The 14,116-nt window shown below is 60.9% G+C and carries 10 protein-coding genes; 9 read left to right on the forward strand and 1 reads right to left on the reverse strand.

Annotated elements, in window-relative coordinates; translation table 11 throughout:
• The first annotated feature begins 143 nt into the window (after positions 1–143).
• The 9 genes from AC1RWL_RS23050 to AC1RWL_RS23090 all read left to right on the forward strand — a co-directional run bounded on the left by AC1RWL_RS23050 (position 144) and on the right by AC1RWL_RS23090 (position 12,659).
• Positions 144–2,291, forward strand: a complete 2,148-nt coding sequence (locus AC1RWL_RS23050) for a TonB-dependent siderophore receptor (protein WP_493095981.1) — start codon at positions 144–146, stop codon at positions 2,289–2,291.
• 7 nt (positions 2,292–2,298) lie between these two features.
• On the forward strand, positions 2,299–3,423 hold the full coding sequence (locus tag AC1RWL_RS23055) for an ABC transporter substrate-binding protein (protein ID WP_493095980.1): 1,125 nt from the start codon (positions 2,299–2,301) through the stop codon (positions 3,421–3,423).
• Between the two features lie 18 nt (positions 3,424–3,441).
• A complete protein-coding gene (locus AC1RWL_RS23060) occupies positions 3,442–4,563 on the forward strand; it encodes an SIP domain-containing protein (protein WP_493095979.1) in 1,122 nt (373 codons plus the stop codon).
• Positions 4,564–4,716: 153 nt separating this feature from the next.
• Entirely contained in the window at positions 4,717–6,177 is a 1,461-nt protein-coding gene (locus AC1RWL_RS23065) for an MDR family MFS transporter (protein ID WP_493095978.1), read from the forward strand.
• Between the two features lie 180 nt (positions 6,178–6,357).
• Complete coding sequence (locus AC1RWL_RS23070) at positions 6,358–8,544, forward strand: caspase family protein (protein ID WP_493095977.1); 2,187 nt, start codon at positions 6,358–6,360, stop codon at positions 8,542–8,544.
• A gap of 90 nt (positions 8,545–8,634) precedes the next feature.
• Positions 8,635–9,693, forward strand: coding sequence for an alpha/beta fold hydrolase (locus tag AC1RWL_RS23075; protein ID WP_493095976.1), 1,059 nt, complete (start codon positions 8,635–8,637; stop codon positions 9,691–9,693).
• Between the two features lie 171 nt (positions 9,694–9,864).
• The gene (locus tag AC1RWL_RS23080; RefSeq protein WP_493095975.1) at positions 9,865–10,914 is read left to right on the forward strand and encodes a class I SAM-dependent methyltransferase; all 1,050 of its coding nucleotides are present in this window, start codon (positions 9,865–9,867) and stop codon (positions 10,912–10,914) included.
• 233 nt (positions 10,915–11,147) lie between these two features.
• On the forward strand, positions 11,148–11,549 hold the full coding sequence (locus AC1RWL_RS23085) for a hypothetical protein (RefSeq protein ID WP_493095974.1): 402 nt from the start codon (positions 11,148–11,150) through the stop codon (positions 11,547–11,549).
• 378 nt (positions 11,550–11,927) lie between these two features.
• Complete coding sequence (locus AC1RWL_RS23090) at positions 11,928–12,659, forward strand: DJ-1/PfpI family protein (protein WP_493095973.1); 732 nt, start codon at positions 11,928–11,930, stop codon at positions 12,657–12,659.
• 87 nt (positions 12,660–12,746) lie between these two features.
• On the opposite strand, the gene AC1RWL_RS23095 is transcribed toward AC1RWL_RS23090, so the two are convergent.
• Positions 12,747–14,111, reverse strand: coding sequence for an LLM class flavin-dependent oxidoreductase (locus AC1RWL_RS23095; protein ID WP_493095972.1), 1,365 nt, complete (start codon positions 14,109–14,111; stop codon positions 12,747–12,749).
• Positions 14,112–14,116 lie beyond the last annotated feature (5 nt).

A 14,116-nucleotide genomic window follows, 5' to 3' on the forward strand; every position in this document is an offset into this window, starting at 1 on the left:
CTTATGGCCGCCAACCTCTCTGGAGAGCTTCGTGGTGATTGCCAATACGAAAGTTGATAGGGACTCTCATATTAACTGGACAGGACGGTCCCGTTTGATTAATGCCTACCAGACATCGCAAGCTTCGACCATGGGGGCAATTCGTGAAGCACGGTATTTCCATAAGACAGATCCTTCTCGCATCCACCGTGCTCATGGTCTCGGGCCAAACCTTCGCCCAGGAGCAGAACACGCAGTTGGCTCCCGTCGTTGTCGATGGCGAGAGCACGAGCGATAGCTCCGGCAAGATTCTCGTCAAATCGGCCCGGTCTGCAACAAAGACGGCGACACCGATCGGTGAAACGCCACAGTCAATATCCACGGTGACGCGCAAGCAGATTGACGACCAGAATCCGCAAACAGTCGGCGAGGCTCTTCGCTACACGGCCGGTGTTCTTTCCGATCGCGACTCCAACTCTCGATACGACTCCGTGTTTCTGCGTGGTTTCGGCGCCTTCGGCACCTCAACCAACTATGTCAGTTACCTCGACGGGTTGAAGCTGCCGCGCGGCCAGGCCTTTGCCAATACGTCTGTCGATCCGTTCTTCCTTGATCGGGTGGATGTCCTGAAAGGACCATCCGCCCTGCTATACGGCCAGATCAGCCCGGGCGGCCTCGTGAACCAGATAAGCCGCACTCCTTCGGACATCCAGGCAAATGAAGTCCGGATTGAGGGTGGAAGCGACGGCCGCGTCCAGGGCGGCGTCTATTCCAGCGGACCGCTCACCGCCGATGGCACCTGGCAATATGGTCTCGCCGCGATCGGCCGCTCGTCGGGCACGCGCTATAATGACGTGGATGAACGCCGCATCGGCATCGCGCCGTCTCTCAGATGGCAGCCGGATGCGGATACGTCGCTTATCATCTCAGGCTATTTCCAAAGAGACCCGGAGGGTGGCTACTTCAACTCGATCTACCCCAAGTTCCTGGCGCCCGCTGGCCTTGCCGGCTTTCTCGACCGCGACTTCAATATCGGCGATCCATCATACGACGCGTTCGAACGGGACCAGTACGGCATCGGCTATCAGTTCGAGCACCGGTTCAATGACCTGGTGACACTGCGCTCGAACTTCCGCTATTCGGGCGTGGACGTCGACATGCGGTCGCTCCAGATGGCAGGCCCGATGTCGGTTGACGGTGTCATTCCGCGTTATGCCGTCCATTCGATCGAAGACGTTTCCGGAGTTTCGTTCGACAACCAGGCAGAGTTCAATTTCGAGACCGGCGCCTTACAGCACACGCTGCTTGTGGGTCTGGACGTTCAACATTCCAAGAGCGGATGGCAGTACCTTATGGGAGGCGCAACGTCGATCGACGTCACCAATCCCCTTTATGGCCAGCCGGTCGGTCCCTTTGCGCACGTCATCAACAATGACCAGTCTCTTCGCCAGACCGGCATTTACGTGCAGGACCAGATCGAGCTTGGTCGGCTGCGCGCCATCTTCGGGGTGCGGCACGATTGGACCAACCAGGAAACGGACAACCTCCTTGCGGGGACGTCATCGGAACAGACAAGCGAGGCCACGAGCTATCGCGCCGGTCTTCTCTATCTCTTCGACAACGGCGTGGCGCCCTACGCGAGCTATTCCACCTCCTTCGAGCCCGTCATCGGGGTCGATGCCGGTGGCAATCCGTTCAAGCCGACAGAAGCACAGCAATACGAAGTCGGGCTCAAGTATCAGCCGCCTGGCCTCGATGCGCTCTTCACGATTTCCGCCTTCGACATTCGCCAACAGAACGTGCTTTCCCCCGGAAGTGTCGCGGGCTTTAACGTCCAGCAGGGCGAGGTGCGATCGCGCGGCCTGGAGTTTGAAGCGCGCGGCAATCTCACCGACAATATCGAACTGATTGCCGCACTTTCGCTGCTCGACACAGAGGTATCGAAATCGACCGATGCTTCCGTCATAGGCAAGCGCCCACAGGCGGTGCCGCGTTATTTTGGTTCGGTATGGGCGAACTACGCAGTGGACGGCGGGCCGCTTGAGGGCGTGACGATCGGCGGCGGCGTTCGCTTTGTCGGCGCCAGCTATGGCGACGACGCCAATACGGTCAAGGCCGACGGATACGCTTTGCTCGATGCCGCGCTTCGCTACGATTTCGGTGCGAAGAACCCGGACCTGAAGGGACTGGAGGCGACGCTGAACGTCACCAATCTGCTCGACAAGGACTACTACTCGAGCTGCAGCTACAACATCTATTGCCAGTACGGAAACGGCAGAACGGTGCTGGCAGGCCTGAAGTACAAGTGGTGAAACGACCATGACGATAACACGACGCCGATTGTGTGCATTCGCCGCCGCCACTCCCCTTCTTGCCATGACCGGGCCGGCAGCAGCAGATCGCCGGTTTGACCTGATCGACCTGGCGGGGCGAAGGGTTCAGCTGGCAGCGCGGCCGCAACGAATTGTCCTGCTTGAGGGCCGCGACCTCCTGACCATGTCCCTGCTTCATCCGGACCCTGCCGCATCGGTCGTCGGCTGGGCCGCGACGGATCGAATCGACAGCAAGGAATTGCAAGAGAAGCTCGAAAACGGTCGCTCGATCCCGATCGTCGGAAAGCAGACCCCCGAGACGATAGCGCTCGAGGGCGTAATAGCGCTTTCGCCGGATCTCGTCGTTACAAACGCGTTCATGACGCCACAGGGAGATGCCGACCCGCTCATCGAGCAGTTGACCAAGGTCGGCATTCCGGTCGTCTTCAGCGACGCCTCCAGCAACACGGCAACCGAACAAAGTCCCTCCGGTCCCGTCAACAAGCTCAAAGCTAACATGCGCCTCTGGGGCGCACTGCTCGGCGCAGGCACGAAGGTCGATCAACTCCTGTCGTTCCAGGAGCGGACACTTCTCGATATCGAGGCGCGCCTGTCGAATGTCGCTCCAGTCACGACTTACCTCGAAGTGCAATCTACGCCTGATGACTGCTGCTGGGCTGCCGGAAAGAAGGTCTGGGGAGAGCTGCTGGCCCTGGCCGGCGGTCGGTCCCTTCCGGAGGTGACAGCGCCCTGGTTCCAGAAACTCTCGCTCGAATATCTCCTGACCACACCCCACGATGTCTATATCGCGACGGGTGGTGGATGGGCTTCTGGCAATCGGCCGGCAATCGGACCTGGCCTGGAGCCGGAATTGGGGCGCGAAGGGTTGAAACGCCTGATTGATGGCAGGCCGGGCTTCAGCGAACTTGCGAGCGTGCGCAGCAATCGTGTCCACGGAATCTGGAGCGGCCTCATCACCAACCTGCCCTTGAACATTGTCTTCGTGGCGCTCGCCGCAAAATGGCTGCATCCGGAGCAATGTGCCGACGTCGACCCGGCAGCAATTCTCGCTGCGATCAACAGGGATTTCGCGGCGTTTCCAATAGACGGCCCGCTATGGGCCTCGATTTGATATTGAGAGGTACCTGATATGTCCTCATCTGTCGGCAAGCAGTACCGCGCGACTGCCATTGTGCCCTTTCCGAGGGTCAGGAATTACATTGGCCCGCTCATCGACTCCATCGCCACCCACGACATGACGGTGCATGAGGTCAACGGCGTCCATCACATCGTCTCGCCATTCGGCAGGGCCTCGTTTCAGGAAGTCGAAGGCGGCTTCAAACTGACGGCGGAGTCAAGCGAACCCGGCGGACTCAACCGCCTCAAACATGCGCTCGTCGGACCGATTTCCTTCATCGCTGCGCGCGAAGCCCCGGTCATCTCGTGGAATGGCGACCATGCCGATCCCGCACTGCCAGACGATCTGCGTGTGTTGCACGTCGCAACCATCGACGACATAGCGCCCCGCTTTCGGCGGATCGTATTCCAAGGTGAAAACCTGGAGCGGTATGACCGCGTCGACCAATTGCACTGTCGACTGATCTTTCAACAACGCGGTGTGGCCCGCTTCCTGTGGCCGATGCTCGATCACAGAGGCCATATCGTCTGGCCGGACGATACCGTCATCCCAACGCGCGTCTACACGATCCGCCGAATTGATCGAAGCAGGCAGCAGATAACGGTCGATTTCGCGATCCATCCGAACGCAGGACCTGCAACGCAATGGGCATTGAATGCGCGCATCGGCGACGTCGTCGGTATTCTGGGCCCTGCGGCCAACGGGCCGAAGGATGCGGATTTCTATGTGCTGGCGGGCGACGAAACGGCATTGCCCGCAATCGCCCGGATCCTTGAAAACCTGACGCCCGCCGCGTTGGGAGTTGCCTTCATCGAGGTAGACGGGAAATCAGACGAATTGCCTCTCCCCTGTCCCGCCGGCATGACGATTTCATGGCTATATCGCGACGGGTCATCCGCCGGGACGACCACGCTGCTGGAGAACGCCATCCGATCCCTAAGATGGCCGGACGATCTTGGCCGATCATTTTTCTGGGGCGGGTGCGAGCACAAGGCATTCAGCGCGATCTACCGATATTTGAGGCGGCAGGTGATGCTTTCCAAGGACCGGATGGTCTTCTATTCCCATTGGCACCGCACTCTCAGCGAAGACGAGATCGTTGCTCGCGGCGCTGATGCCTACCTCCCTCAGTGAAACAGGCTAAGAGCGCGTCCTGTCCGTACCCTATAGAAACTGTATCGGTGCTTGACGCATGGGGAGCGAGGAGTAGTTAGAGCTTCATGCAATGACCTCTCCATCGGCGCAAAGTGCCTCTCCAGGCCCGCCGCCTCAGCCTGAAAGCCATCCATGTCGGAAAGAAGCTCCCATCGTGGGCTCGTCGTCGCCGCGATCATGGCAAGCATGGCAATGATCGCCATCGAGGCAACGATCGTTTCTACTGCAATGCCGCAGATCGCCGCCCAGCTCGGACAAATCAATCTGTATTCCTGGGTCTTTTCGTCCTTCCTTTTGACCCAGACGGCGACGACGGTGGTCTTCGGCAAGCTCGCGGATATTTATGGCCGCAAGCCGATGATCCTGATCGGCATCGCGCTCTTCCTGTTTGCCTCCGTGCTCGCGGGCTTCGCATGGTCAATGCCGTCGATGATCGCCTTTCGTCTTTTGCAGGGAATTGGCGCGGGGGCGATTCAACCCGTGGCAATGACGGTGGTCGCTGATCTGTTTCCAGGCAATCAGCGTGGCAAGGTTCAAGGTTACCTGGCAAGCGTCTGGGCGTTGTCTGCCGTTATCGGACCGCTTCTCGGCAGTCTCATCATTCATAACCTCCCATGGGCGTGGATCTTCTGGATCAATGTGCCGGTTGGACTTCTTGCGGCACTTGGGTTCGTTCTGTTCCTGCATGAGAAGAAACGGACACGCGTCGTCTCCATCGATATCCTCGGCGCTTCCCTTTTTGCGGTGTCCATTTCCGCCCTGATGATTGCCCTGACGGAAATGGAGACTAAGATCTCCAGCACCGCTATGGTGGCCCTGGCCATCGCCATCGCAGCTCTTTTCGCGTTCATCTGGCAGGAGCGGCGCGCCGAGGCGCCCATGGTCGCTCCAGATTTGTGGCTGAAGCGACCCATAGCGTTCTCGAACCTGGCCGTTTTCTTCGCAAGCATGTCGATCATGGGGCTGACGACATTCCTGCCGATGTACGTGCAGACCGTTCTCAACGGCTCGCCGCTGGTGGCGGGTTTCGCCCTGACCATGCTGCTCCTGGGCTGGCCCTGCGGTGCAACGATCGCGTCGCGCCAGTTTGCCCGGTTCGGCCTGCGGCCCATCATGATCACCGGCAGCATCTGCATTCCGGTCGGCACATGTCTCCTCGTGCTGCTCACGCCGTCGAGCTCCGCGATACTGGCCGGCGCCGGCTCACTGATAATGGGTTTCGGCATGGGCCTGCTGAACATCAGCGCGCTGATTCTTACGCAGGATAGCGTGAGCTGGACCGAGCGCGGCAGCGCCACGGCATCCAATGTTTTTTCGCGCAATCTCGGCAGCACGCTCGGCGCCGCCGTGCTGGGTGCGGTGCTGACCTACGGACTGGCGCATTCCACCAATGGCCAGCCGATTACACCAGAACAACTGCGAGCCCTGCTGAATGGCACCGGCACCGTCATGGCGGATGGAGAAACTATCCGGTTTGCATTGCAGCAAGCCCTGCATTCCACCTTCGTCGCCATGCTTTTGATCGCCGCACTGATCGTCCCTGCTTGCCTGCTCGTCCCTCGACACGAGCCCATTCGGGAAATGCCGCAATAGAGCTGAGCTTGACAGGATCGTGAAAAATTCCTGGCAGACCAGACCCGCATTCATCCAAGGATCGCGGCTCCTCAGCGGCGGTAATATTTACTTTTTCTAATAGGCGTGCTAACCACACGATCATCCGTTCCAGGCATTGCCAATATATTCGCCGTTGGATTTTCCTCCGAGGAATTGAACATGCTTGTGAAAAGTTTGCTCGCCTGTGCAGTGCTTGCGCTCGGCTCGGTATTTTCACAAACCTGCGCCGGAGCATGGGCGGCAACGCAAGAGTTTCCCACCGATAGGTGCCAAGAGGTCGCGACTGCCCGCACACCCGCTTCAGGCGATGCAGTTCAAAGCGAGGCGGGCAAGCTCGCCCTTGTGATTGGAAACGCGGCTTATAGCGGAGGAATACCACCGCTCCGCAACTCGGCGCATGATGCCTCCGCCGTGAGCGACGTCCTTCGAAAGCTGAACTTCACGGTGTTCCTGGCGATCGATGCGCGAGGGGCAACGATACGCGACTGCGTCGCGCGTATGCAGGCCGCCCTTTTGGGTGACGATATCGCGCTCATCTATTATTCCGGCCACGGCATCCAGATCGACGATCGCAACTATCTGGTTGCAACCGACGCCAAGGCCGGCGACGGCCTTTCCGATGCCTTCGTCTACATCGATGAGATCATCGACCGCATGAAGGAAAAATCGGCATCGACCCTCGTTTTCCTTGATGCTTGCCGGAACAATCCCTTCGCGGGCGAGGGCAACCAGGGTTTATCGGTATCGACCGGCCGCGGCCTCGACAGAGGACTGGCAAAGGTCAATCCAGGGACGGCCGGCGCGAGAAAGGAAGCGCGCGGCATCTTCGTTGCCTATTCGACATCGCCGAATGCAACGGCGACAGATGGCGAGGGCGACCTCAGCCCCTTCACCGCTGCCTTCGTCAAAGCCGTAAAGACCCCCGGCTTCTCGGTTCAGCGCGCCCTTAGCGAGGTTTCTCGCAGCGTCGGCGAGGCGACGGACTGGTCGCAGACACCATGGATAAAATCGTCGCTCACCGCCGAGATCCTGTTGAACGGTGTCCTGACGCTCGATCAGGCAATTGCGGTCTCCCAAAATCATGCGGCGGCGTCGAAGCGCCTGCTGGCGGCAGGCAATATCCAGGGTGCGATCGTCGAAGCCTTTCGCGGGCTTCCGCAGCGAATAGACGAGACGACCGCCATACAATATCCATCCGCCTATCAGGCGCTGACGGCAGCTGCGCGGTCCAGCAGCATCGTTCTTCCCGTCCCTGCAAACAACATTCACGTCGTCATCGTCAATGCGAGCGGCAGCCGGGCCGTTGTCGCCTCCGTCGACCGCGAATATCGCGGAACAGGCAAGGGCACACTGGAAATCTGGGATACGACCACCAAGAGGGTGATCGGCGCTCTGGGTGATTTGGGCACCGCAGTTCCCAGCGCAAAATTCTCCGCGGACGGATCGCGCGTGGCAGCCTATCTTGGCAAAGGCATCACAAAAGTCTCCGATGCCATCACGGGCGAGACCGTCGCGACGATCACACTCTCTGCAGACAATCTCGGCCCAGCCCATGGCGCCCTCAATCCCCCGATATTGGTGTTCAGCCAGGATGGAGCCCTTCTTGTCAGCACGCTCCACAAGAAGGGCATGGCGTTGGTGCAGGGCTGGGATGTGGCGAGCGGCGCGAAGCGTTTCGAGTTTGATCTCGGCTCCAGGTGCAACGGGCTGGTGAAGATAGCCGGCTGGAGCCTGGACAGGGGTTTTGCCGTGCTGAACGCCGACGGCGCATCCCTTTCATTCGTTTGCACCAACAATTCCCCCCAAATAGGAAAGGCGATCGTCGTCGGCCGATGGTCATTGTCGCAGAACGCCATGATCGGCTCCGGTGTCTTGCCGGTTGCGGACGAGATTTATCCGATCGGATTCGGCTTTAGCCCCGACGGGACGAGGATGACTGTCCAGGAACTCGACAATGGCGGCTCGTACCAAATAACCGTCCTGGATACGCAGACCGGGCAAAAGATCGGAGACGTGACGAAAGGGCTCTATTCGTCGTTCTCCCCGGAAGGCGCCCTCTACTCCGTCGTTGATGAAGGAGGTGCCACGATTTTCTCCGCGCGAAATGGCGAACGCGTGAGCGAGATCACGGATTATGCCTATACCGTGCCCGCAGCCTTTCGGAAATTCGGCGAGAAGTTTGCCGACTACATCCTTCTCGACAACGACATGTCCACGCTGACCCACGACGTATGGTGGCGGCCGGCGGGCACCCTCACGGTCGCGGAGGCGGCACGATCGAGGCTGACGGCGGAGCAAAAGGCGGAGGCGGAGGCCGGCGCACTGGCTTACAATGAAATTCCATGAGGGTCGGGCGAACGTCGACCTTCCGAGGGCGCGCGGCCGAGCTGCGATATAAACCTGTCACGTGACTTTCCACTGCGATAGTCTTGGCTCATGAAACTCGACCAGACCATACGGTTCTGCAGCTCGGCAGATGGCACCCGTATCGCCGTTGCGTCCTGCGGGAAGGGACAGGTGCTCCTGCGCGCTGCCCACTGGCTCAGCCATGTCGACTATGATCTTCAGAGCCCCGTCTGGCGGCCATGGCTTCAGGCACTGTCGGCCCGCAACCGGTTCGTGCGGTACGATCCACGCGGCTGCGGACTGTCGGATCGCTACGTCGCCGACCTCTCGGTCGACGCATGGCATGCGGACCTGGAGGCCGTGGCCGACACAATCGAGGAGCCGCAATTTGTCCTCCTCGGCCTTTCGCAGGGCGGCGCTCTTGCCATCGCCTATGCCGCAAGGCATCCCGAGCGTGTCTCCCAGCTGGTGCTTCTGAACGCCTACGGCCAGGGCGCCCGGGTCCGGGCGCAGACTGATGCGGAGCGGCTGGAAGCCGAGACCCTCGTCAATTTCATCCGCGTGGGCTGGGGACGCGACAACCCGGCATTCGCCCAGTTCTTCACCAATCTCTTCATCCCGGATGGCACACCCGAGCAGCATCGCTGGTGGGGCGATCTCGAACGCCTGACGGCAGCAGGCGACGTTGCCGCGCAACTGCTATGGAACATGCAGGGCATCGATGTGCTGGAGCTCGCGGCGACCCTGCGCGTGCCGACATTGATCGCCCATAGCCGCGGCGACATGCGCGTGCCGTTCGACCAGGGCTGCAAGCTTGCGGCGGCAATTCCGGGCGCTCGCTTCGTACCGCTTGAGAGCAAGAACCACGTCTTGCTGCCGGACGAACCCGCCTGGGCCGTCTTCCTGTCCGAACTGGCCATCTTCCTTGGGCAGGATCGGCCCACGCGGCCGCTTGCGGTCCGCGAAGCCGGTTTAACGCCCGCGGAGGCGGTACTTCTCGACCTCGTCGCAGAAGGGCTCGACAACCGCGCGATCGCCGAACGCCTCGGCAAGAGCGTGAAGACCGTGCGCAACCAGTTGTCGGCGCTCTTCGGCAAACTCGGCGTGCGCAGCCGCTCGCAAGCGATTGTCATCGCGCTCTCTCGATAGCCGGCGTCGTGAGCCGGAGTCCTCTCCCGCAAGGCGGAACGGGACATCTGTCCCCTGCATTGTTGTATTTCCTCGCCGGTCCGGGACTTGCGCCTCATGCCATCCCTAGGGATGAAGCCCATCCTCTGGTCGTGGGCGGCAGCATGTCGTCCGGAACAGGAGGAAACCCACATGACGGAACTCAATGAAACAGCGCTCAATGAACTCGTGGGCCGCGTGCTTGGCGATCTTGGCGGAGCCGTCAGCGTGCCGCTGGTGCGGATCGGCGATGCTCTCGACCTCTACAAGACGCTCAAGGAGATCGGGCCGTCGACGGCCGATGAATTCGCAGATGCTGCGGGATGCTCGCCTCGATACGTGCGGGAGTGGCTCGCAGCGCAAGCGGCTTCGGGGTACGTGCGCTACGAGAACGACCGGTTCTCGCTCACCCCCGAGCAGGCTTTCGTGTTTGCGGAGCCCGACAGCCCCGTCAATCTGATCGGCGCATTCGATACCGCTGCTGCAATGGCTGAAAACCAGCCGAAGGTGCAAGCGGCCTTCAAGACCGGCCGGGGCGTCGCCTGGGGCGACCAGGCCGGCTGTATGTTCTGCGCTGTGGCACGGCTGTTTCGCCCGGGTTACGTCAATGCCCTCGTGCAGGATTGGCTTCCGGCGTTGGAGGGTGTCGTCGACAAGCTGAAGGTGGGAGCGACCATAGCGGACGTCGGATGCGGCCACGGACTGTCGACGATCACGATGGCCCAGGCTTTCCCGCACTCCCGGTTCACCGGCTATGATTTCCACCCGGACTCGATCGCCGCTGCAACCGCGCACGCCCGATCGCATGACTTGGCGAATGTGCGCTTCGAAGTCGGCCGAGCCCAGGACTTCAATGGGCGCGATTTCGATCTGATCACCTGCTTCGATTGCCTGCACGACATGGGCGACCCCAAGGCAGCGGCAACGCATATTCGCCAGGCACTGAAGCACGATGGGACATGGATGGTGGTCGAGCCCATGGCCGGGGACGAGCTGGAAGACAATATCAATCCGATCGGCCGTCTCTACTACTCAGCGTCGACGATGATCTGCATTCCCACATCGCTGGCGCAGGAGACGGGACTCGCGCTCGGTGCCCAGGCTGGGGAGAAGCGGCTTGCCGAAGTGATCCGATCCGGTGGCTTCACCCGCGTTCGGCGCGCCGCCGAGACTGCCCTCAACATGGTTCTGGAGGCAACCTGAACGTGGTATCAGTACAACGATCACTTACAAGGGCGAATGCTCCCGCGTCTTGTTCTCACCGGCGTCGCCGTCAGCTTCGTCGTCATGGCGGCGGCAAAATATTGATCCTCATCGTTGACACGCGCGCTGATCGGACAGATCGGCACACGCAAAGGGTGGCCAGATTGCCGCATTGAGGGTGGGAAACTTTCTGGTTATCGTTACCCCGTGTCATCCATGACACCGAGGGTGGGATGGTCAAGAGCTTGAGCTTCGTCGAGCAATGTGTGGTGCGAGTTCTGTGCGCGCTCGCCCTGTTGCTCGTCGGCTTTGCCCATACCCCGCCGGCGATCGCGCAGCATTTTCTTTCGCCAAGCGAGCTGGCCGAATTCATCCTCCCGGACGGCACGCTTCCCGTTCTCTGCCTGCCCTCTGAAGACGGCACGTTCAAACAGGTGGACCATGCCGGCAGGTCGGGCTGCGAAGCCTGCCGACTTGCTGCGTCCGTGCTGCTGCCCTTGCCCTCCGATACCTTTGGCGAGCGCATCCTGCGCGCGGCCGAACGCGTCGAGCCCGTTCGCATCGAAGCGTTCTACCGGCAGCTTTTCCCTCCGAACACATCGCCGCGCGGTCCTCCATCCGGCCTGACCGCTTGAAGCGTCGCCGCTCCAGCGGCTGCAAGCTCAGCCTGCGCCGGGAAGGGTCCGTTTAATCGAACCATGCCGGTGCCCTGCCGGATTTCGTTCCATGTTCGCTAGGACCATCGTGGGTGCCGCGACACCCGTTCAACACGCGTCTCGGCGCGCGCGCCAATCATTCCATGGCGTGGACCGGGCGCAAGCTGGACTGCCTTTACGCTCTACCAGGCACGCACCGACCTCACCCGACATCCATGGGCCGCCAAGGAAGGCTGTCGCGATTTTACCGTGCACATGACCGCCATCGGCGCCCGTCGCATCCGCGATTAGCGACCTCTCGAACGATAGGCATACACTCAACGCTGGCCAAGCCAGCAGTCCAAGGAGATTTTTTAGATGTTGAAGCCACTGATCCTAGCTCTCGGAATGATGCTGTCATTCGCGCCGGTCTTTGCGCAATCCGAACAGTCTTCCGCCTCCGGCGGGGCCGCGGAAAAGCCCGCCGAGAAGACCAAAACCATCGGCATCGTTCTGTTCCCGGATTTCGAGACACTCGACGTCTATGGCCCGGTGCAGATGTGGGGGCGCCTGCCGGACCACAAGGTCGTCTTCGTCGCGCAGAAGGCCGGCCCGGTCCGATCCTCGCAGGGCGTGGAAGCGGTCGCCACCTACTCGTTCGAAGACGCGCCGCAATTCGACATCGTGATGGTGCCGGGTGGCGGGGGGACGCGCAAGGAAGTTGACAACGAGATCCTCCTGAACTTCATCCGCAAGCAAGACAAGGGAACGGAGCTGACGACCTCCGTGTGCACCGGTGCTGCCCTTCTTGCCAGGACTGGCCTTCTGGACGGGCGCAAGGCCACCACGAACAAGCTTGCCTACAAATGGGCGACCAGCCAGAGCGAGAAGGTCGATTGGGTGGGCCACGCCCGGTGGGTCGTTGATGGCAAATACATTACTTCGTCGGGCGTCTCTGCCGGAACAGATATGGCGCTCGCCGTGGTCGAGAAGATTTACGGCCGCGAGGCTGCCGAACGTCGCGCAAAGGGTGCCGAATACATCTGGAACGACGATCCCAACAACGACCCCTTCGCAGTCGAGATCAGCAAGTCGGACGCAAACGAATAAACCGTGGCAACGCACCGGGCGCAAGTATCAGGCGCCCGGTGCCTCAGCACTGCGTGTCGATCCGTTTTTTTAGCGACCAGGAATGTCCTATTCAGCCGCGTCCGCTCTGGCACTTTCCGTGGTGTGCGCGGTTCCCGTTGCCCTCCCACTCGCCAAACCAAGGTTCTGCCGCAGCGTCCGGCCTTCATATTCGTGCCGGAAGAGGCCGCGGCGGCGGAGTTCGGGGACGACGAGTTCAATGAAGTCCTCGATCCCGCCCGGCAGCGTCGGGGGCATGACGTTGAAGCCGTCCGCCCCTTCGCCCTTGAAACGCTCTTCGAGCTCATCGGCAATATCCTCCGCAGTGCCGACGAGTTGCCAGTGGCCGCGCGCGCCGGCAATGCGTCGAGCGAGCTGGTTGATCGTCAGGTTTTCGCGTCGTGCAAGGTCGAAAAGCAGGGCCTGACGGCTTTTGCCGCCATTGGTTTCGGGAAGTTCCGGTATGGGGCCGTCTGCGGGATAGGCGGACAGATCGAAATCTCCGATCATGTAGGAGAGCTGGGCTATGCCGACGGCGGGGTGAATGAGTTCCTGCAGCTCCTCGAACTTTGCTTGGGCTTCCGCGCGGGTGCGGCCAACCACCGGAAAAACGCCGGGCATGATCTTCAATTCATCCGGATGGCGACCGTATCTGGCCATTCGGCCTTTCAGGTCGGCGTAGAAGGCCTGTGCGTCGGCAAGCGTCTGCTGCGCCGTGAAGACGACTTCGGCCGTGCGCGCCGCAAGGTTCTTGCCTGGTTCTGATGACCCGGCCTGCACGACGACCGGCTGGCCCTGCGGCGAGCGCGCAACGTTCAGGGGTCCGCGCACGCTGAATTGGCGCCCCTCGTGGTTCAGGGCATGCTGCTTGTCGGGGTTATAGTAGAGGCCGCTGTCCTTGTCGTAGAGGAAGGCGTCGTCATCATAGCTGTTCCACAGTCCGGTCACCACATCGACGAACTCTTCCGCCCTTTCATAGCGGTCGCCATGCGAAAGATGGCGCCCCGGATTGAAATTCGCCCATTCCTCCTGGGTGTTGGAGGTGACGAGGTTCCACCCCGCCCGCCCGGAACTGATGAGGTCGAGCGATGCGAATTTCCGGGCAAGATTGTAGGGCTCGTTGAAGGTGGTCGAGACCGTCCCGACGAGGCCGATCGTCTCCGTCAGCGCCGCGAGACCGGAAAGCAGGGTGAACGGTTCGAAGAAGGCCGCCCGGCTGAGGCGTGGGCCGACGTCCCTGCTGGTGTTCTTGACGGCCACGGTATCGTCGAGAAACAGGAGGTCAAACTTCGCGGCCTCCAGAGCCTTCGCTATCTTCGCGTATTCCGCAAATGACTTTCCGAGGTCGGCGCGGGCGGAGGGGTGACGCCACGCTGCCACATGATGCCCAGGGGCCATGAGGAACGCGCCAAGCTTTAACTGTTTTTGGCTCATGAGGA

Source organism: Shinella sp. GW821-FHT10F02 (assembly GCF_058809275.1).